20 protein-coding genes are annotated in these 18342 nt (G+C 69.7%); 14 read left to right on the top strand and 6 right to left on the bottom strand.

Going from position 1 to position 18342, the window contains the following annotated elements; translation table 11 throughout:
• The first annotated feature begins 66 nt into the window (after nucleotides 1-66).
• The 7 genes from ACIP6N_RS18785 (at nucleotide 67) to era (ending at nucleotide 6217) form a co-directional block, all read left to right on the top strand.
• Nucleotides 67-1179: a carbohydrate kinase family protein gene (locus tag ACIP6N_RS18785; protein WP_401816926.1), complete on the top strand. Its 1113-nt coding sequence runs from the start codon at nucleotides 67-69 to the stop codon at nucleotides 1177-1179.
• A 201-nt stretch (nucleotides 1180-1380) separates the two neighbouring features.
• On the top strand, nucleotides 1381-2412 hold the full coding sequence (locus ACIP6N_RS18780) for a PhoH family protein (protein ID WP_401816925.1): 1032 nt from the start codon (nucleotides 1381-1383) through the stop codon (nucleotides 2410-2412).
• A gap of 60 nt (nucleotides 2413-2472) precedes the next feature.
• Entirely contained in the window at nucleotides 2473-2970 is a 498-nt protein-coding gene (gene ybeY / locus ACIP6N_RS18775; protein WP_401816924.1) for an rRNA maturation RNase YbeY, read from the top strand.
• Entirely contained in the window at nucleotides 2967-4256 is a 1290-nt protein-coding gene (locus ACIP6N_RS18770; RefSeq protein ID WP_401816923.1) for a hemolysin family protein, read from the top strand. Before ybeY ends, ACIP6N_RS18770 begins: the two co-directional genes overlap by 4 nt.
• The gene (locus tag ACIP6N_RS18765; protein WP_401816922.1) at nucleotides 4253-4612 is read left to right on the top strand and encodes an MmcQ/YjbR family DNA-binding protein; all 360 of its coding nucleotides are present in this window, start codon (nucleotides 4253-4255) and stop codon (nucleotides 4610-4612) included. Before ACIP6N_RS18770 ends, ACIP6N_RS18765 begins: the two co-directional genes overlap by 4 nt.
• A 155-nt stretch (nucleotides 4613-4767) precedes the next feature.
• Nucleotides 4768-5136: a cytidine deaminase gene (locus ACIP6N_RS18760; protein ID WP_401816921.1), complete on the top strand. Its 369-nt coding sequence runs from the start codon at nucleotides 4768-4770 to the stop codon at nucleotides 5134-5136.
• Between the two features lie 121 nt (nucleotides 5137-5257).
• Nucleotides 5258-6217 (top strand): GTPase Era, encoded by a 960-nt coding sequence (gene era, locus ACIP6N_RS18755; protein WP_401816920.1) that lies wholly within the window; start codon nucleotides 5258-5260, stop codon nucleotides 6215-6217.
• 85 nt (nucleotides 6218-6302) lie between these two features.
• On the opposite strand, the gene ACIP6N_RS18750 is transcribed toward era, so the two are convergent.
• A complete protein-coding gene (locus ACIP6N_RS18750) occupies nucleotides 6303-6578 on the bottom strand; it encodes a protealysin inhibitor emfourin (protein ID WP_401816919.1) in 276 nt (91 codons plus the stop codon).
• 50 nt (nucleotides 6579-6628) lie between these two features.
• Nucleotides 6629-7717: a M4 family metallopeptidase gene (locus tag ACIP6N_RS18745; RefSeq protein ID WP_401816918.1), complete on the bottom strand. Its 1089-nt coding sequence runs from the start codon at nucleotides 7715-7717 to the stop codon at nucleotides 6629-6631.
• Nucleotides 7718-8015: 298 nt separating this feature from the next.
• Between ACIP6N_RS18745 and leuA the strand changes: the two genes are divergently transcribed.
• From leuA to ACIP6N_RS18725, 4 genes are all read left to right on the top strand, one after another.
• Nucleotides 8016-9776 (top strand): 2-isopropylmalate synthase, encoded by a 1761-nt coding sequence (gene leuA / locus ACIP6N_RS18740; RefSeq protein WP_401816916.1) that lies wholly within the window; start codon nucleotides 8016-8018, stop codon nucleotides 9774-9776.
• Between the two features lie 225 nt (nucleotides 9777-10001).
• On the top strand, nucleotides 10002-10649 hold the full coding sequence (locus ACIP6N_RS18735; RefSeq protein WP_401816914.1) for a TerB family tellurite resistance protein: 648 nt from the start codon (nucleotides 10002-10004) through the stop codon (nucleotides 10647-10649).
• Between the two features lie 137 nt (nucleotides 10650-10786).
• The gene (gene recO / locus ACIP6N_RS18730; RefSeq protein WP_401816913.1) at nucleotides 10787-11536 is read left to right on the top strand and encodes a DNA repair protein RecO; all 750 of its coding nucleotides are present in this window, start codon (nucleotides 10787-10789) and stop codon (nucleotides 11534-11536) included.
• 32 nt (nucleotides 11537-11568) lie between these two features.
• On the top strand, nucleotides 11569-12429 hold the full coding sequence (locus ACIP6N_RS18725) for an isoprenyl transferase (RefSeq protein ID WP_401816912.1): 861 nt from the start codon (nucleotides 11569-11571) through the stop codon (nucleotides 12427-12429).
• A gap of 58 nt (nucleotides 12430-12487) precedes the next feature.
• On the opposite strand, the gene ACIP6N_RS18720 is transcribed toward ACIP6N_RS18725, so the two are convergent.
• From ACIP6N_RS18720 to ACIP6N_RS18705, 4 genes are all read right to left on the bottom strand, one after another.
• The gene (locus ACIP6N_RS18720; protein ID WP_401816911.1) at nucleotides 12488-12937 is read right to left on the bottom strand and encodes a Fur family transcriptional regulator; all 450 of its coding nucleotides are present in this window, start codon (nucleotides 12935-12937) and stop codon (nucleotides 12488-12490) included.
• A 113-nt stretch (nucleotides 12938-13050) separates the two neighbouring features.
• The gene (locus ACIP6N_RS18715) at nucleotides 13051-13971 is read right to left on the bottom strand and encodes a metal ABC transporter permease (protein WP_401816909.1); all 921 of its coding nucleotides are present in this window, start codon (nucleotides 13969-13971) and stop codon (nucleotides 13051-13053) included.
• 2 nt (nucleotides 13972-13973) lie between these two features.
• Complete coding sequence (locus tag ACIP6N_RS18710; RefSeq protein ID WP_401816908.1) at nucleotides 13974-14915, bottom strand: metal ABC transporter ATP-binding protein; 942 nt, start codon at nucleotides 14913-14915, stop codon at nucleotides 13974-13976.
• A gap of 39 nt (nucleotides 14916-14954) precedes the next feature.
• Nucleotides 14955-15917 (bottom strand): metal ABC transporter substrate-binding protein, encoded by a 963-nt coding sequence (locus tag ACIP6N_RS18705; protein ID WP_401816906.1) that lies wholly within the window; start codon nucleotides 15915-15917, stop codon nucleotides 14955-14957.
• 143 nt (nucleotides 15918-16060) lie between these two features.
• On the opposite strand from ACIP6N_RS18705, the gene ACIP6N_RS18700 reads away from it, so the two are divergent.
• The 3 genes from ACIP6N_RS18700 (at nucleotide 16061) to ACIP6N_RS18690 (ending at nucleotide 18176) form a co-directional block, all read left to right on the top strand.
• The gene (locus ACIP6N_RS18700; protein WP_401816905.1) at nucleotides 16061-17443 is read left to right on the top strand and encodes a glycine--tRNA ligase; all 1383 of its coding nucleotides are present in this window, start codon (nucleotides 16061-16063) and stop codon (nucleotides 17441-17443) included.
• 95 nt (nucleotides 17444-17538) lie between these two features.
• Nucleotides 17539-17745 (top strand): hypothetical protein, encoded by a 207-nt coding sequence (locus ACIP6N_RS18695; RefSeq protein WP_401816904.1) that lies wholly within the window; start codon nucleotides 17539-17541, stop codon nucleotides 17743-17745.
• Between the two features lie 176 nt (nucleotides 17746-17921).
• Complete coding sequence (locus tag ACIP6N_RS18690; RefSeq protein ID WP_401816903.1) at nucleotides 17922-18176, top strand: DUF6243 family protein; 255 nt, start codon at nucleotides 17922-17924, stop codon at nucleotides 18174-18176.
• Nucleotides 18177-18342 lie beyond the last annotated feature (166 nt).

Genomic DNA, 18342 nt, shown 5'->3' with positions numbered 1-18342 from the left:
GTACCGGCCCCGGCGTGGCGGATCGTGCAGACTGACGGGTCCGTACCGCTATCCGGGAGCCCGACCGTGATCACCTCAGACGGAAAGCCGCAGGACCACACCGCCGATGTCGATCCGCTGGGCTCGCTGCGCGCCCCGGACGACCCGCCGTGCGACGTGTACCTCACCGGCACGGTCTTCCTCGACATCATCTTCACCGGTCTGGCGAGCGCGCCGGTGCGCGGCACCGAGTCCTGGGCGCGGGGGATGGGGTCGAGCCCGGGCGGCATCGCCAACATGGCGACCGCGCTGTCCCGCCTCGGTCTGCGCACCTCGCTCGCCGCAGCCTTCGGCGACGACCACTACGGCGAGTACTGCTGGGACGCGCTGGAACAGGGCGAGGGCATCGACCTGTCCCGGTCCCGTACGGTCCCCGGCTGGCACTCACCGGTCACCGTCTCCATGGCGTACGAGGGCGAGCGCACGATGGTCTCGCACGGCCATGAGGCCCCGCCGCCGGAAGGCGCCCTGCCCGAGTGCCCGCCGCGCGCGCGTGCCGCCGTCGCCGCGCTCACGCCCGGCCGCCGCGAGGAGTGGATCGCGGGCGCGGCGGCCCATGGCGCACGGATCTTCGCCGATGTCGGCTGGGACGACACCGGCCGCTGGGATCTGAAGGGGCTGCCCGATCTGGAGCACTGCGAGGCGTTCCTGCCCAACGCCGAAGAGGCGATGCGCTACACCCGCACCGACAGCCCCAGGGCGGCCGCGCACCGGCTCGCCGAGCTGGTGCCGCTCGCCGTCGTCACTCTGGGCGCCGAGGGCGCGTACGCCGTGGACGGCGCGACCGGCGAGAGCGCCGAGGTCCCGGCGATCGAGGTGGAGGCCCTGGACCCGACGGGCGCCGGCGATGTCTTCGTCGCCGGGTTCGTGACCAGTACGCTCGCGGGCTGGCCGCTCGCCGACCGGCTGGCGTTCGCCGGGCTCACGGCGGCGCTCTCGGTGCAGGAGTTCGGCGGTTCGCTCTCCGCACCCGGCTGGTCGGAGATCGCGTCCTGGTGGCAGCGCGTCCAGCGGGAGTCCGACCAGGACCCGGCGGCGCTGCGCCGCTACGGATTCCTGACCGGCCTGCTTCCCGCGCCGGACAGGCCGTGGCCGCTGCGCAGGGCCGTGCCGACGATCGGGTTCGGCCGCGCGAGCTGAGCGGCGGCTGAGGTGCCGGCGGCCCCGGCACCGGTCGTGCGGGTCCCGCGGGAACGGCGTGGTGAACGGCCGGGGTCCCCCTGAACAACAGCGGAAAAGTCCTACGGCGATGTCCGCGTGGAGTCGTAGGCTGTTAGCCAGAGGTTGTCGAGCGGCGAGAACCCTGCAACGGGAGGTATGCGCAGGCCACAGTGCCGGCCCATGACTCAGACACCTACAGCCAACACCCCCGCTCCGGGGCAGGCGCGTGCCCGGATCACCGTTCCGGCGTCCCATCCGATGGTGACGGTCCTGGGTTCCGGGGATTCCCTTCTGCGGGTGATCGAGAAAGCCTTCAAGGGCGCCGACATCCACGTCCGCGGCAATGAGATCAGCGCGACCGGCAGCGCGCCGGACGTCGCCATGATCCAGCGCCTGTTCGATGAAATGATGCTGGTGCTCCGCACCGGTCAGCCGATGACGGAGGACGCAGTGGAACGTTCGATTGCCATGCTCAGAGCGACCGAGAGCGGCGGCGCGGACGGTCCCGAGACGCCCGCCGAGGTGCTGACGCAGAACATCGTCTCCAACCGCGGCCGCACCATCCGCCCCAAGACGCTCAACCAGAAGCGCTATGTCGACGCGATCGACAAGAACACGATCATCTTCGGCATCGGTCCCGCCGGTACCGGCAAGACCTATCTCGCCATGGCCAAGGCCGTGCAGGCCCTGCTGTCCAAGCAGGTCACCCGCATCATCCTGACCAGGCCCGCCGTCGAGGCGGGCGAGCGCCTGGGCTTCCTGCCCGGCACGCTCTACGAGAAGATCGACCCGTATCTGCGCCCGCTCTACGACGCGCTGCACGACATGCTCGACCCCGAGTCCATCCCGCGCCTGATGGCCGCGGGCACGATCGAGGTCGCGCCGCTGGCGTACATGCGCGGCCGGACGCTCAATGACGCGTTCATCATTCTCGACGAGGCGCAGAACACCAGCCCCGAGCAGATGAAGATGTTCCTGACGAGGCTTGGCTTCGACTCGAAGATCGTCATCACGGGCGACGTGACGCAGGTCGACCTCCCCGGCGGCACGAAGAGCGGTCTGCGCCAGGTCCAGAGCATTCTGGAAGGCGTCGACGACGTGCACTTCTCCCGGCTCACCTCGGAGGATGTCGTACGGCACAAGCTCGTCGGCCGTATCGTCGAGGCCTACGAGCAGTACGACAGCCGCAACGGCAACGAACAGCACCGCTGAGACGAACGGCGGCGCCGGCCGGGACCGTCGCGGCATTGAACGGGAGAGTCACACCGCACCATGTCGATCGACGTCAACAACGAGTCAGGCACCGAGGTCGGCGAGCAGGCGATCCTCGACATCGCCCGCTACGCACTGGCCAGGATGCGCATCCACCCGCTCTCCGAACTGTCGGTGATCGTGGTGGACGCCGCCGCCATGGAGCAGCTGCACATCCAGTGGATGGACCTCCCGGGTCCGACCGATGTCATGTCCTTCCCGATGGACGAACTGCGTCCGCCGGCCAAGGACGACGACGAGCCCCCGCAGGGACTCCTCGGTGACATCGTGCTCTGCCCGGAGGTCGCCAAGCAGCAGGGCGAGGACGCGCCGACGCGGCACACCATGGACGAGGAGCTTCAGCTCCTGACCGTCCATGGTGTGCTGCACCTCCTCGGCTACGACCACGAAGTGCCGGACGAGAAGGCCGAGATGTTCGGTCTCCAGGCCGCGATCGTGGACGGCTGGCGGGCCGAGCAGGGCCTGACGGGTCCGTCCCCGGCGCCCACTGTCTTGTGAACGGGCAGCTGATCTTCGGCGCGGTCGCGCTGGTCGTCGTGGCCTGGCTCGCGGCGTCCGCCGAGGCGGGCCTCGCCCGCGTCACCAGCTTCCGGGCCGCCGAGGCCGTCAGGTCGGGCCGCAGGGGCGCGGACAAGCTGGCGCGGATCGCCTCCGACCCGACGCGCTATCTGAACGTGGCGCTGCTGGTCCGGGTCGCCTGCGAGATGGCGGCGGGCGTGCTCGTCACGTACGTCTGCCTGGAGGGCTTCCAGGAGACGTGGGAGGCGCTGCTCGTCGCGATCTGCGTGATGGTCCTCGTCTCGTACGTCGCGGTGGGTGTCTCGCCGCGCACCATCGGCCGCCAGCACCCGCTGAACACGGCCACGGCCTCGGCGTACGTCCTGGTGCCGCTGGCCCGCGTCATGGGGCCCATTCCGCAGCTGCTGATCCTGCTGGGCAACGCGCTGACACCGGGCAAGGGCTTCCGCAAGGGACCGTTCGCCAGCGAGGCGGAGCTGCGCGCGATGGTCGACCTCGCCGAGCAGGAGTCGCTGATCGAGGACGACGAGCGCCGGATGGTGCACAGCGTCTTCGAGCTGGGCGACACCCTCGTACGGGAGGTCATGGTCCCGCGCACGGACCTCGTCTGCATCGAGCGGTACAAGACGATCCGGCAGGCGCTGACGCTGGCGCTGCGCTCCGGCTTCTCCCGTATCCCGGTGACCGGGGAGAACGAGGACGACGTGGTCGGCATCGTCTACCTCAAGGACCTGGTCAGGAAGACGCACATCAACCGTGAGTCGGAGTCCGATCCGGTCTCCACGGCGATGCGGCCCGCCGCCTTCGTCCCCGACACGAAGAACGCGGGGGACCTGCTGCGTGAGATGCAGCAGGACCGCAGCCATGTCGCGGTCGTCATCGACGAGTACGGCGGCACGGCCGGCATCGTCACGATCGAGGACATCCTGGAGGAGATCGTCGGTGAGATCACCGATGAGTACGACCGTGAGCTGCCGCCCGTCGAGGAGATCGGTGACGGCTCCTACCGGGTCACCGCGCGGCTGGACATCGGCGACCTCGGCGAGCTGTTCGGGCTCGACGAGTACGACGACGAGGACGTCGAGACGGTCGGCGGCCTGCTGGCCAAGGCGCTGGGCCGGGTCCCGATCGCGGGCGCGAGCGCCGAGATCACCCTGCCGGACGGCCGCACGCTGAAGCTGACGGCCGAGTCCCCGGCCGGCCGCCGCAACAAGATCGTCACGGTGCTCGCGGAGCCGGTGCGCGAGGAGGCCTCCGCCGTATGAACCCGCGGGGGCTCACGGCGTACTGCCTGGGGCTGAACGGGGCGTCCGAGGACGTCCCGTTCTCGCGGTACCCCGGGCTCACGGTCTACAAGGTGGGCGGGAAGATCTTCGCGTTCTGCGCGCTGGACGAACGGCCCCTGAAGGTCTCGCTCAAATGCGATCCCGAGGAGGCGATCCGGCTCCGCGAGGCGCACCCGGAGATCGTCCCCGGCTGGCACCTCAACAAGCGGCACTGGAACACCGTGACGGTCGGCGCGCTGCCCGCGCGCATGGTGCGTGAGCTGATCGAGGACTCGTACGACCTGGTGGTGGCCGGCCTGCCCAAGGCGGAACGGCTGCGTCTCGACCGGTCCTGAGCCGGTGCCACGGGCTGTGAGCGCGTCCCGACCGGCCCTGAGCCGGTGCCACGGGCCGTGGCCGCGTCCCTACCGGCCCTGAGCCGGTGCCACGGGCCGTGGCCGCGTCCCTACCGGCCCGAGACCGCACCTCGGACTTTCCCTATGCTCGGCACATGACTCAGAGCGCCGACTCCGGTTCCACCGACCTCGACCCAGAGGACCGCAAGATCATCACGCTGGCCCGCAGCGCCCGCGCCCGCAACGGCGTGCCCGAGGGCGCGGCGGTACGGGACGAGACGGGGCGCACCTACGTCGCCGGCACCGTGGACCTCGACTCCCTCAAGCTGAGCGCGCTGCGTACGGCGGTGGCGATGGCCGTCGCCAGCGGCGCGACCTCGCTGGAGGCGGCCGCGGTCGTCACGGCGGCGGAAACCGCGACGGACGAGGACCGCGCGGCCGTGCGGGACCTGGGCGGCGCCGGGACGCCGGTCCTGGTGGCGGGCCCCGACGGAACGCTGCGCGCGGTCGTCACAGCGGGGTGACGGCGGCGTCGGATCGCGCGCCGTATCGCCTGCCCGATCCGGCGTCCGGTCCCGCAGCCGGCCCCGTACCGGACCCGGCGCGGGGCACATCTGGTCGGCAGCGGCGAAACGATCGGGGAGAATGGGCGCCATGAGCGCTCGTACCTCCTCCCCCGAGACAGCAGAAGCACCCCACAGGGCCGGCTTCGCCTGCTTCGTCGGCCGTCCCAACGCAGGCAAGTCCACCCTCACGAACGCTCTGGTCGGTCAGAAGGTGGCCATCACCTCGAACCGGCCGCAGACCACGCGTCACACCGTCCGCGGCATCGTGCACCGGCCGGAGGCGCAGCTGATCCTCGTGGACACCCCCGGCCTGCACAAGCCGCGCACGCTGCTCGGCGAGCGGCTGAACGATGTCGTGCGCACCACCTGGTCCGAGGTCGACGTCATCGGCTTCTGCCTGCCCGCCGACCAGAAGCTCGGCCCCGGAGACCGCTTCATCGCCAAGGAGCTGGCCGGGATCAAGAAGACCCCGAAGGTCGCGGTCGTCACGAAGACGGACCTGGTCGACTCCAAGACCCTCGCGGAACAGCTCATCGCGATCGACCAGCTCGGCAAGGAACTCGGCTTCGAGTGGGCCGAGATCGTCCCGGTCTCCGCCGTCGGCGACCAGCAGGTCGGCCTGCTGGCGGACCTGCTGGTGCCCCTCCTCCCGGAGAGCCCGCCGCTCTACCCGGAGGGCGACCTCACCGACGAGCCCGAGATGGTCATGGTCGCCGAGCTGATCCGCGAGGCCGCGCTGGAAGGCGTACGGGACGAGCTGCCGCACTCGATCGCGGTCGTGGTCGAGGAGATGCTGCCGCGCGAGGACCGCCCGGCCGACAAGCCGCTGCTCGACATCCACGCGAACGTCTACATCGAGCGCCCCAGCCAGAAGGGCATCATCATCGGCCCGAAGGGCCAGCGCCTCAAGGAGGTCGGGACGAAGTCCCGCAAGCACATCGAGGCGCTGCTCGGCACGCCGGTCTTCCTCGACCTGCATGTGAAGGTCGCCAAGGACTGGCAGCGCGACCCCAAGCAGCTCCGCAAGCTCGGCTTCTGACCGGACCGTTCGCCACGACCGGACCGGCCGCCACGACCGGACCGGCTGCTGACCACGACGGGACCGCACCGCCCCGCGCCACGGTCTACGCGCCCTCCTTCAGGAGCCGCGAGATCAGCGCGCGCTGTGCGTCGGAGAGCCGCGGGTCCGCCCACTGGACCGTGCGGCCGTCGACGGTGATCCGGTAGCGGAAGCCGTCGGGCACCCCGCTGGGCGGGCTGTCCCCGCTGTCGGCCAGTGCCTGTTCCGCGAGCCGCTGCCAGGCGTCCGCTTCCGCCGCGTCGGGCAGGGCCGAGGTGTCCACCTCGGCCCGCCGCTCGATGCCCGCGAAGCCGCCCGTACGCCGTACCTGGATACGCATGGTCCCTGTCTAGTACGTGCCGGACAGCCGCGACAGCCGTGGTCCGCCGCTCACGCGGTGGGAACCCCGACCTCGGACCACGCCTTGACGACGGCCTCGTGCTCCGCGCCGTCGCCGAAGCGGGTCTGCGCCGCCGCCACGGTGAGCTTCGCGAAGTCCTCGAAGCTCGCGTCGACCGTCAGCTTGCCGCCGGTCAGTACGTCGAACCAGACCTGTCCCGCGCGCTCCCAGGCCTTGCCGCCGAGTTGGTCGGCGAGCAGGTAGAACGCGTGGTTGGGGATGCCGGAGTTGATGTGAACCCCGCCCTCGTCGCTGCTCGTGTGGACGAAGTCGTCCATCGAGGCGGGCTGCGGGTCCTTGCCGAGGACCTTGTCGTCGTACGCCGTGCCCGGCGCCTTCATCGAACGCAGGGCGACGCCCTTGACGTTCGGCCCCAGCAGGCCCGCGCCGATCAGCCAGTCGGCGTCGGCCGCGGTCTGGTCCAGCGTGTACTGCTTGACCAGCGAGCCGAAGACGTCGGAGATCGACTCGTTCAGCGCGCCGGGCTGGCCGAAGTAGTTGAGGTTGGCGGTGTACTGCGTGATGCCGTGGGTCAGTTCGTGTCCGATGACGTCGACGGGGAGGGTGAAGTCGAGGAAGACCTCCCCGTCGCCGTCACCGAAGACCATCTGCTTGCCGTCCCAGAAGGCGTTGTTGTAGTCCTCGTCGTAGTGCACGCTGGCGACGAGCGGCAGCCCGGCGCCGTCGAGCGAATGCCGTCCGTACGCCTTCAGGAACAGCTCGAAGGTCGCCCCGAGGCCGTTGTACGCGCGGTTGACGGTGGCATCGCTGCCGGGCTCCTCGCCCTCGGCGCGCACCTTCTTGCCGGGCAGCTTCGTGCGGTGCCCGCAGTCGTGGATGGTGCGCTCGGGGTGGTCGGCGGGCGGCTCCTCCGGCGCGTCCGCCGGCGACGCGGTCGCCGCGCGGAGATCCGCGACCGCGGTCAGGCGGCGGGTGCGCTGGGCGGCGTCCGCGTCCAGCGTGCGGCGGGCGGGCCCAGAGAGCGCGGGGTTGTCGGAGCCCGCCAGCTTGTCCAGCACGTGCGGCGGCACGATGGTGCAGAAGACGGGGTGGGTGATCGAGGTGTCGGTGACGTCCATGGAAGCAATGTGGCACTGCGTGATCGTGCTGTCACTAGTTGCAACCATAATTGATGAAATAGAGTGATTCGCCGCTGTTCGGCGGTTAGATCCGGTGGATCCCGCATACTGATACGCGCGTTCACGGACCGGCATGCCCTCGGCTATGGTGTGGAGCATCATGCGTTACGGGCTGCTTCTCCTTAGCTGCCGCGGCGAGGGTCTGTAGTCGTAGGCCGACCCCCTCCCCGCGGAGTCTGGCGTTGCGGTGATCACGTCCCGTCGGCCGTCCCAGTGGACACACGAGGAGCCCTGCGCAATGTCTGACATGTCTGTCGGTCGCCCCACGCCCATCACCAACGCGACCCACACCCAGAAGCCGTCCGGGATGCCGATCCACAAGTACGGCCGCTACGAGGCCGTCCACATCCCCGACCGCACCTGGCCCGAGAACCGCGTCACGACCGCTCCCCGCTGGCTCTCGACGGACCTGCGCGACGGCAACCAGGCCCTGATCGACCCGATGTCCCCCGCGCGCAAGCGGGAGATGTTCGATCTCCTGGTACGCATGGGCTACAAGGAGATCGAGGTCGGCTTCCCGTCGTCGGGCGACACGGACTTCGCCTTCGTGCGCTCGATCATCGAAGAGGGCGCGATCCCCGAGGACGTGACGATCTCCGTCCTGACCCAGGCCCGTGAAGAACTGATCGAGCGCACGGTGGAATCGCTGCGCGGCGCCCACCGCGCCACCGTCCACCTCTACAACGCGACCGCCCCCACCTTCCGCCGCGTCGTCTTCCGCGGCACGAAGGACCAGGTCAAGCAGATCGCCGTGGACGGCACCCGGCTCGTCATGGAGTACGCGGAGAAGATCCTGGGCCCGGAGACCATCTTCGGCTACCAGTACAGCCCGGAGATCTTCACCGACACCGAGCTGGACTTCGCGCTGGAGGTCTGCGAGGCCGTCATGGACGTCTGGCAGCCCGAGACCGGACGCGAGATCATCCTCAACCTGCCCGCCACCGTGGAGCGTTCGACGCCCTCCACGCACGCGGACCGCTTCGAGTGGATGTCGCGCAACCTGTCACGCCGTGAGCACGTCTGCCTGTCCGTCCACCCGCACAACGACCGCGGCACGGCCGTCGCCGCCGCCGAACTGGCGATCATGGCGGGCGCCGACCGTATCGAGGGCTGTCTGTTCGGCCAGGGCGAGCGCACCGGCAACGTCGACCTGGTGACGCTGGGCATGAACCTGTTCTCGCAGGGCGTCGACCCGCAGATCGACTTCTCGCAGATCGACGAGATCCGCCGCACGAGCGAGTACTGCAACCAGATGGAGATCCACCCGCGCCACCCCTACGCGGGCGACCTCGTCTACACCTCCTTCTCCGGCTCCCACCAGGACGCCATCAAGAAGGGCTTCGACGCGATGGCCGCCGACGCCACCGCACGGGGCAAGACGGTCGACGAGATCGAGTGGGCCGTGCCGTACCTGCCGATCGACCCCAAGGACGTGGGCCGTTCGTACGAGGCGGTCATCCGCGTCAACTCGCAGTCCGGCAAGGGCGGTATCGCGTACGTCCTGAAGAACGACCACCAGCTGGACCTGCCCCGCCGGATGCAGATCGAGTTCTCCCGCACGATTCAGGCCAAGACCGACGCCGACGGCGGCGAGATCACCCCCGCCGAGATCTGGGCGGTCTTCCAGGACGAGTACCTGCCCAACCCGGACGACGCCTGGGGCCGCATCCAGCTGCGCAGCGGCCAGTCCACGACCGACAAGGACGGTCAGGACACCCTGACCATCGAGGCCGTGGTGGACGGGGTGGAGGCCGAGCTGACCGGTACCGGCAACGGCCCGATCTCCGCGTTCTTCGAGGCGCTGGCCGCCGTCGGCATCGACGCCCGCCTGCTCGACTACCAGGAACACACGATGAGCGAGGGCGCGCGGGCGCAGGCCGCCTCGTACATCGAGTGCGCGATCGACGGAAAGGTGCTGTGGGGCATCGGGATCGACGCGAACACCACCCGGGCGTCACTCAAAGCGGTCATCTCCGCGGTGAACCGCGCGACCCGCTGAACGAGCCCCCGGCCGCCGCGCTGACCTGAGCGTTCACGGACCCCGTCCACCGGAAACGGTGGGCGGGGTTCGGCCATGTCATGGCGATCTCACGCCAGGGTACTGACGACGCCCCGACTATGTGGCTAACATCACTCAACGCGGCAATGTTGCCGGAGCGTTACGGAGGTGCGCGACGTGCTGCCCACTCACGAACCAAGCGGCCGAAAAGTGCGCATCTGTGGCATGCGCACGTCGTGGAACACCGTAGGCGACGGGGAGTTCTTCTGCCCCGGCTGCGGTGGCGACCGCAACTACCGCCGCCGCACGGGCCGTCGCCGTTTCACCGTTCTCGGGGTGCCGCTGCTGCCGCGCGGATCCGCGGGCCCCGTGATCGAATGCGCCGCCTGCCACGGCCACTTCTCGACCGGCGTCCTCGACCACCCCACCACCGCACGCTTCTCGGCGATGCTGCGCGACGCCGTCCAGACCGTCGCGCTCGCCGTCCTCGCGGCCGGCGGCACGTCCTCCCGTACGGTCGTGGAGACCGCGGCCGTCGCCGTCAGGGCGGCCGGATTCGAGGAGTGCACCGAAACCCAGCTGACGGACCTGGTGGCGGCGCTGGCCGCCGACACCGGCCGGTTCCTCGCCGGCCCCGGACCCTGCGGCGCCGCGCTCGCCATCGAACTGCACGAATCGCTGGGACCGCTGGCCCCGCATCTGGCCCCGGCGGGCCGCGAGTCGATCGTGCTCCAAGCGGCCAGGATCGCCCTGGCCGACGGCCCCTACAGCCCGGCGGAGCGCGAGGTCCTGGTCACTGTCGGCGGCGCGCTCCACCTGTGCGCGGACGACACGGCCAGGCTCCTGCTGGCGGCCTCCCGTACGCCCTCCTGAGCCCTCGCGCGCTCCCGCGCACTCTCCTGGGCACTCGCACGCCTCCCGGGCCGCCACACCGCGCCTGAGGCGTCCCTCCCGTACGCCGGGGGCGGGCGGCCGGGAGGTGAGGCGCGGGGGTACGGGACAATGGGGCCATGAGTCTGTTCCGGGACGACGGCATCGTGCTGCGCACCCAGAAGCTCGGTGAGGCCGACCGCATCATCACGCTTCTGACCCGCGGCCACGGCCGCGTCCGTGCCGTCGCGCGGGGAGTGCGGCGCACCAAGTCGAAGTTCGGGGCGCGCCTGGAGCCGTTCTCCCATGTCGACGTGCAGTTCTTCGCGCGCGGCAGCGAACTGATCGGACGCGGACTGCCGCTCTGCACCCAGGGCGAGATCATCGCTCCGTACGGCGGCGGCATCGTCACCGACTACGCGCGCTACACCGCGGGCACGGCCATGCTGGAGACCGCAGAGCGGTTCACCGACCACGAGGGCGAGCCCGCCGTGCAGCAGTATCTGCTGCTCGTCGGCGGGCTGCGGACGCTCGCCCGGGGAGAACACGCGCCCCATCTGATCCTCGACGCGTTCCTGCTGCGCTCGCTCGCGGTGAACGGCTACGCGCCGAGCTTCGTGGACTGCGCCAAATGCGGCCTGGGCGGGCCGAACCGTTTCTTTTCGGTCGCGGCGGGAGGAGTCATATGCGGCGACTGCCGGGTGCCCGGCAGCGTCGTACCCTCGGCGGAGGCCGTCGGACTGCTCAGCGCGCTGCTGACCGGTGACTGGGAGACGGCCGACGCGTGTGAGGCGCGGCATGTCAGGGAGGGCAGCGGGCTGGTCTCCGCCTACCTGCACTGGCATCTGGAGCGCGGTCTGCGCTCACTCAGGTACGTAGAGAAGAATTGATACGTAGAGAAGGATTGAGGAGACAAGAGCGCATGGCACGACGCGGAATCCTGGGCCTTTCCCGCCGCGAGTACAAGACGCCGGAGCCGCACCCGTCCGGGGCGCGGCCGCCGAAGATCCCCGGCGAGCTGGTACCGAAGCACGTGGCCGTGGTCATGGACGGCAACGGCCGCTGGGCCAAGGAGCGCGGGCTGCCGCGTACCGAGGGCCACAAGGTCGGCGAGGGCGTCGTCCTCGACGTACTCAAGGGCTGTCTGGAGATGGGCGTCAAGAACCTCTCCCTCTACGCCTTCTCCACCGAGAACTGGAAGCGCACCCCCGACGAGGTGCGGTTCCTGATGAACTTCAACCGTGACGTCATCCGCCGCCGCCGCGACGAGATGAACGAGCTGGGCATCCGGATCCGCTGGGTCGGCCGTATGCCCAAGATGTGGAAGTCGGTCGTCCAGGAGCTCCAGGTCGCGCAGGAGCAGACCGTGGACAACGACGCCATGACGCTGTACTTCTGCGTCAATTACGGCGGCCGCGCGGAGATCGCGGACGCGGCGCGCGCGCTCGCCGTCGACGTGGCGTCCGGGAAGCTCGACCCGTCCAAGGTCAACGAGAAGACCTTCGCCAAGTACCTGTACTACCCGGACATGCCGGACGTGGACGTCTTCCTGCGCCCGAGCGGTGAGCAGCGTACGTCCAACTACCTCATCTGGCAGAGCAGTTACGCCGAGATGGTCTTCCAGGACGTGCTGTGGCCGGACTTCGACCGCCGTGACCTGTGGCGGGCCTGCCTGGAGTACGCGTCCAGGGACCGCCGCTTCGGCGGTGCCCTGCCCAACGAGGAGGCAGCCCAGGACATCCAGGAGCAGGACGAGCAGCCGGGCGAGCAGCGGGAGAGCTGAGCCGCACGCGGTGGGTGGTGGCGGGCTCGGCCGCCGCCCACCGCCGCGCGGGCCCGGCTCAGTTCTCCGCCGGTGCCTCCGCGCAGTCGGCGCACTCCGCGCACGTACCGAAGACCTCCACCGTGTGCGCGACGCTCACATAGCCGTGCTGCGCCGCGATCGTCTCCGCCCACTGCTCCACGGCGGGACCCTCCACCTCCACGGCCTTCCCGCACATCCGGCACACCAGATGGTGGTGGTGGTCACCGGTCGAGCAGCGCCGGTACACGGACTCGCCGTCGTTCGTCCGCAGTACATCGACCTCGCCCGAGTCGGCGAGGGTCTGCAGAGTGCGGTAGACGGTGGTCAGTCCCACCGAGTCGCCGCGGTGTCTGAGCATGTCGTGAAGCTCCTGCGCGCTGCGGAACTCGTCCACCTCGTCCAGCGCGGCCGCCACCGCGGCACGCTGACGGGTCGACCGGCCGCGCACCGTGGCCGTACTCGGTCCACTGCTGGGCGCAGTCGTCACAGGTGCCTCCTTGCTTCTGCCCGTACCCACCGGGCGTTGCGCGCATCCGTCGTCGCGCGTCATTCTGCCAGTTCGCGGTCAGTTCGCGGTGGGTCCGTTCGCGGTGGGTCCGTTCAGTGTCGGACCGCGATGTCGTCCGCCAGCCGCCGCGCGGCGGGCACAGCGGCTTCCGCGGTCCGGGCTTCCACCTCCGCTTCCGCCTCCGCCGATTTCAGCGCCCGTGCCCGGCGCCGGGCCAGCGGCGTGGCGGCGACGGTGAGCACCACGAACAGGCCGATGGCCAGCAGCACGATCGTCGCGCCCGGCGGTACGTCCTGGTAGTACGAGGTGATCGTGCCGGCCAGCGTCACCGCCGTACCGATCGCGACCGACAGCACGAACGTGACCGCGAAGGACCGGGTGATCTGCTGCGCCGCCGCCACCGGTACCACCATCAGCGCGCTGACCAGCAGCAGCCCCACGACCCGCATGGCCACGGTGACCGTCACCGCCGCGGTGACCGCGATCAGCAGGTTGAAGGTGCGCACGGGCAGCCCGGTGACCCGGGCGAACTCCTCGTCCTGGCTGATCGCGAAGAGCTGCCTGCGCAGCCCCACCGTGACCAGCACGACGAAGGCGGCGAGCACCGAGATGGTGATCACATCGGTCGGTGAGACGGTCGACAGCGAGCCGAAGAGGTACGAACTGAGGTTGGCGTTCGAGCCGTTCGGCGCGAGATTGATCAGCAGCACACCGCCCGACATACCGCCGTAGAAGAGCATGGCGAGCGCGATGTCGCCGCGGGTGCGGCCGTACGCCCTGATCAGCTCCATCGTGACGGCGCCCAGGACCGACACCAGCGTCGCCATCCACACGGGGCTCGTGGAGAGCAGGAAGCCGAGGCCGACCCCGGTCAGCGCGACATGGCCGATGCCGTCGCCCATGAGGGCCTGGCGGCGCTGGACGAGGTAGATGCCGATGGCGGGCGCGGTGATGCCGACCAGCACGGCGGCGAGCAGCGCCCGCTGCATGAAGGCGGTCTGGAGTATTTCCATGATCAGGTCAGCAGTCCTGTACGAAGGGGCTCGCCGGCCTCGTGGGGGTGGCAGCTGCGGTCGGTGGGGAGTTCGCACGAGCGGCCGGGGCCGTGGTCGATGCCGGCGTCGTCGTGCGCGTAGCCGTAGCCGTGCTCATGGCCCTGTGCGTCGCCCTGAGCGGCGCTGTGGCCGTGCGCGACAGGCGGCCCGTCGTATACGACTCCGCCGTCCCGCAGCACGACCGTACGGTCGATCAGCGGCTCCAGCGGGCCCAGCTCGTGCAGGACCAGCAGGACGGTCGTCCCGGCCGCGACCTGGTCGCGCAGGGTCGCCGCGAGGATCTCCTGGCTGGCCAGGTCGACGCCCGCCATCGGTTCGTCCATGATCAGCAGCTCCGGAGCCGCCGCGAGGGCCCTGGCTATCAGCACACGCTGGTGCTGGCCGCCGGAGAGCGCGCCCACGGAGTCCCTGGCCCGGTCCGCGAGCCCGACCAGCTCGATGGCCCGCTGTACGGCCTCCCGGTCGGCCTTCCCGGGCCTGCGCAGCTTCCTGCGGGACAGCCGGCCCGACGAGACGACCTCGCGGACCGTCGCGGGCACTCCGCTCGCCGCGGTGGTGCGCTGCGGTACGTATCCGACGCGCGCCCAGTCGCGGAAGCGGCGCAGCGGGGTCGAGAAGAGCGAGATCTCGCCACCGCTCAACGGCACCTGGCCGATCACGGAGCGTACGGCCGTGGACTTGCCCGAGCCGTTGGCGCCGAGCAGTGCGACCACCTCGCCCCGGCGCACGGTCAGGTCGAGGCCCCGCAGCACGGGACGCGAGCCCAGCTCGGCCGTGGCGGCGCGCACGGATATGACCACCGGCCCCGCCTGCGCGTCTTCCGCTGTGTCCCGTGTGCTGTCCGGCACTGTGTCCCTCGCCTGTCCGGGTTTCCCGGGCTGTTCCGTGTTCGCTGTCGCCATGTCCGGCGCCTCTCCCTCGCTGCTGTCAGCCGTGACCGTTCACTTCGCGCCGAGTGCGTTCCGCAGCGAGGCGAGGTTGGACCGCATGACCCCGATGTAGTCATCGCCCCGGGACTTGTCCGTAATTCCCTCAAGGGGATCGAGGACGTCGGTCTTCAGTCCCGCGTCCCCGGCGACGGTCTTGGCGGTCTTGTCGCTGACCAGCGTTTCGAAGAATACGGTGGTCACCTTGTCCCGCTTCGCGATGGTCCCCAGCGCCTTGATCCGGGCGGGGCTCGGCTCCGAGTCGGGGTCGACGCCGCTGATGGCCTCCTGTTCGAGCCCGTAGCGCTCGGCGAGGTAGGCGAAGGCCGCGTGGGTGGTGATGAACGTCCTGGTGGCGGTGTGCGCGAGGCCCTGGCGGTACGAGGTGTCCAGGGCGGCCAGGTCCTTGACCACGGCGGCGGTGTTCGTGCGGTAGGCGCCCGCGTGGACCGGGTCCGCCTTCTCCAGGGAGGCGCCGACGCCCTTGGCGATCTCGGTGTAACGCACCGGATCCAGCCAGATGTGCGGGTCGGTCCCGCCTGCTCCGCCGGCCTCTTCGGAGTGCTCGGCGTGCTCGTGCGCGCCCGCCTCGGTGCCGTGCTTCTCCAGCGTGGTGAGCGAGGCCGCGTCGACGACGTTCTTCACGCCGGACTGGCTGATGGCCTCGTCGACCGCCGGCTGGATGCCCTTGAGATAGAGGACGACGTCGGACTCCCCGAGCCAGGCCACCTGGCGCGGCTTCAGCTCCAGGTCGTGCGGCTCGACGCCGGGCTTGGTGAGCGTGGTGACGGAGACGTGGTCGCCGCCTATTCGCTCCGCGAGGTACTGCATGGGGTAGAACGACGCGGTCACCGCCAGTTTGCCGTCGTTCTTCCCGCCGGCGGATTCGTCGGAGGAGGAGCACGCGGCGAGCGCGACCAGGCTGAGCGAGACCGCTCCGGCGAGACCGGCGCTGGTGATGAGGCGTCGTACGTTCATGACAGTCATTTTCAACAAAACTGGAAACGATTGTCAACAAGGGCGGTCTGTCGTAGTACCGCACACCGATTTGATTCAAAGGGTGTGGCCGCCGCTAACCTTGGGCGTTCGCCGTTCGTCGCCGTCGTAATGAAGAGAGCACCGTGGCCGCCGACAAGATCGACACCATCGTCAACCTGAGCAAGCGCCGTGGCTTCGTCTACCCGTCCAGTGAGATCTACGGAGGCCAGCGGGCCGCCTGGGACTACGGGCCGCTCGGAGTCGAGCTGAAGGAGAACCTCAAGCGTCAGTGGTGGCGCTATATGGTCACCTCGCGCGAGGACGTCGTCGGTCTCGACTCGTCGGTGATCCTGGCCACCGAGACCTGGGAGGCCTCGGGTCACGTCGCGACCTTCACCGACCCGCTGACCGAGTGCACCTCCTGTCACAAGCGTTACCGCGCCGACCACCTGGAAGAGGCGTACGAGGAGAAGCACGGCAAGCCGCCCGTGAACGGGCTCGCCGACCTCAACTGCCCCAACTGTGGCAACAAGGGCACCTTCACCGAGCCCAAGTCCTTCTCGGGCCTCCTCTCCACGCACCTCGGCCCGACCCAGGACAGCGGCTCCGTCGCCTACCTGCGTCCCGAGACCGCGCAGGGCATCTTCACCAACTTCGCCCAGGTCCAGCAGACCTCGCGCAAGAAGCCCCCGTTCGGTATCGCCCAGATGGGCAAGTCCTTCCGCAACGAGATCACGCCCGGCAACTTCATCTTCCGGACCCGCGAGTTCGAGCAGATGGAGATGGAGTTCTTCGTCAAGCCGGGCGAGGACGAGCAGTGGCAGGAATACTGGATGGAGCAGCGCTGGAACTGGTACCGGGACCTGGGCATGCGCGAGGAGAACATGCGCTGGTTCGAGCACCCGAAGGAGAAGCTCTCCCACTACTCGAAGCGCACCGCCGACATCGAGTACCGCTTCTCGTTCGGCGGCAGCGAGTGGGGCGAGCTGGAGGGTGTGGCCAACCGCACGGACTACGACCTCGGCGCGCACGCGAAGGCGTCCGGCCATGACCTCACGTTCTTCGACCAGGAGGCCGGCGAGCGCTGGACCCCGTACGTCATCGAGCCGGCCGCCGGTGTCGGCCGCGCGATGCTCGCCTTCATGCTGGACGCGTACAACGAGGACGAGGCGCCCAACGCGAAGGGCGTGCTGGAGAAGCGCACCGTGATGCGTCTCGACCCGCGCCTCGCGCCGGTCAAGGTCGCCGTCCTGCCGCTCTCCCGCAACCCGCAGCTCTCGCCGAAGGCCAAGGGCCTCGCCGAGGACCTGCGGCGCAACTGGAACATCGAGTTCGACGACGCGGGCGCCATCGGCCGCCGTTACCGCCGCCAGGACGAGATCGGCACGCCGTTCTGCGTCACGGTCGACTTCGACACCCTCGATGACAACGCCGTGACGGTCCGCGAGCGCGACACCATGCGCCAGGAGCGCGTCTCGCTCGACCAGATCCAGGCCTACCTGGGTGGCCGCCTGCTCGGCTGCTGACCCGGTCGAATACGGTCGTGATCCGAAGCCCCCGGTGCCGATACGGACCGGGGGCTTCGCCGCAGACAGATCGAGTGCGTCTACAGGAGGCATGGATGCCGGCCCCGACCACGAGCAAAGTCAGCAGATGGGATCAGCACGGACGTGAGCATGTCGTACGCGTCCAGAAGGCCGGAATGCAGCGGTCACTGATATGTGACACCTGTGACTGGCGCAAGAGCGCGCAGTTCCTGCCGTGGCTGAAGGCCGAGGAGCACCTCGCCGAGGCACACCAGGCGACGGTGGACCCGACGGCGGAATGACGGCGTGCGGGAGGGAGGCGCGGCCCGGCCGCCGGGAAATCGGTGTCGGCCCGCCTCCGCCCGGTGGTAGCGTCACGGGCATGTTCTTCCAGATCTACGAGTGAGCGCGCGGCGGCCACAGCTCGCCCCCCACCGAAAAATCCGCAGATCACTTCTCATCACTTCGGGAGAACCCCGTGGCAAAGAGCCGCAACAACCTTCTCGGCGTGGGCGGTCAGCGCAAAAAGCTGGCCCGCGGCGATCAGCAGGGCCAGGGCCCCGCAGGCAACGCCGACCGCAAGGCGGCAGCCGACCAGAAGCAGGAACTGGCGCGCAAGATGCGCGAGCGCGCGGCGGGCAGGAGCGAGGGCGAAGCGACCCCGGCGTCCTCCGCTCCGGACGCCCCGGCGGCGGACGGCGGATCGGCCGGAAAGAAGTCCGGCAAGAAGTAACGACGCGCGGGCATGGAGTAACGACGCGAGCGGGCTTCCCCGTCTGAGACGAGGAAGCCCGCTCGTTTTCGCGTGCCTGCGCCCTGGCGGGGGCGGGGGTGTTACTTCTTGCCGTGGTTGGTGACGGTGTGGCCGACGGTCTGGGTGTAGAAGTCGATGACCTGGC

Origin of the sequence: Streptomyces sp. NPDC088725 (assembly GCF_044751305.1) — a bacterium.
Lineage (GTDB): Bacteria > Actinomycetota > Actinomycetes > Streptomycetales > Streptomycetaceae > Streptomyces.
This window is presented reverse-complemented; position numbering and strand designations above follow the sequence as displayed.

What these genes read in the sequence shown, in the direction of transcription:
- ACIP6N_RS18780 (WP_401816925.1), top strand. Translation starts at nt 1,381, where the DNA reads ATGACTCAGACACCTACAGCCAACACCCCCGCTCCGGGGCAGGCGCGT.
- ybeY (WP_401816924.1), top strand. Translation starts at nt 2,473, where the DNA reads ATGTCGATCGACGTCAACAACGAGTCAGGCACCGAGGTCGGCGAGCAG.
- ACIP6N_RS18765 (WP_401816922.1), top strand. Translation starts at nt 4,253, where the DNA reads ATGAACCCGCGGGGGCTCACGGCGTACTGCCTGGGGCTGAACGGGGCG.
- ACIP6N_RS18760 (WP_401816921.1), top strand. Translation starts at nt 4,768, where the DNA reads ATGACTCAGAGCGCCGACTCCGGTTCCACCGACCTCGACCCAGAGGAC.
- era (WP_401816920.1), top strand. Translation starts at nt 5,258, where the DNA reads ATGGGCGCCATGAGCGCTCGTACCTCCTCCCCCGAGACAGCAGAAGCA.
- ACIP6N_RS18750 (WP_401816919.1), bottom strand. Translation starts at nt 6,578, where the DNA reads ATGCGTATCCAGGTACGGCGTACGGGCGGCTTCGCGGGCATCGAGCGG.
- ACIP6N_RS18745 (WP_401816918.1), bottom strand. Translation starts at nt 7,717, where the DNA reads ATGGACGTCACCGACACCTCGATCACCCACCCCGTCTTCTGCACCATC.
- leuA (WP_401816916.1), top strand. Translation starts at nt 8,016, where the DNA reads ATGTCTGACATGTCTGTCGGTCGCCCCACGCCCATCACCAACGCGACC.
- ACIP6N_RS18735 (WP_401816914.1), top strand. Translation starts at nt 10,002, where the DNA reads ATGCGCACGTCGTGGAACACCGTAGGCGACGGGGAGTTCTTCTGCCCC.
- recO (WP_401816913.1), top strand. Translation starts at nt 10,787, where the DNA reads ATGAGTCTGTTCCGGGACGACGGCATCGTGCTGCGCACCCAGAAGCTC.
- ACIP6N_RS18725 (WP_401816912.1), top strand. Translation starts at nt 11,569, where the DNA reads ATGGCACGACGCGGAATCCTGGGCCTTTCCCGCCGCGAGTACAAGACG.
- ACIP6N_RS18715 (WP_401816909.1), bottom strand. Translation starts at nt 13,971, where the DNA reads ATGGAAATACTCCAGACCGCCTTCATGCAGCGGGCGCTGCTCGCCGCC.
- ACIP6N_RS18710 (WP_401816908.1), bottom strand. Translation starts at nt 14,915, where the DNA reads ATGGCGACAGCGAACACGGAACAGCCCGGGAAACCCGGACAGGCGAGG.
- ACIP6N_RS18705 (WP_401816906.1), bottom strand. Translation starts at nt 15,917, where the DNA reads ATGAACGTACGACGCCTCATCACCAGCGCCGGTCTCGCCGGAGCGGTC.
- ACIP6N_RS18695 (WP_401816904.1), top strand. Translation starts at nt 17,539, where the DNA reads ATGCCGGCCCCGACCACGAGCAAAGTCAGCAGATGGGATCAGCACGGA.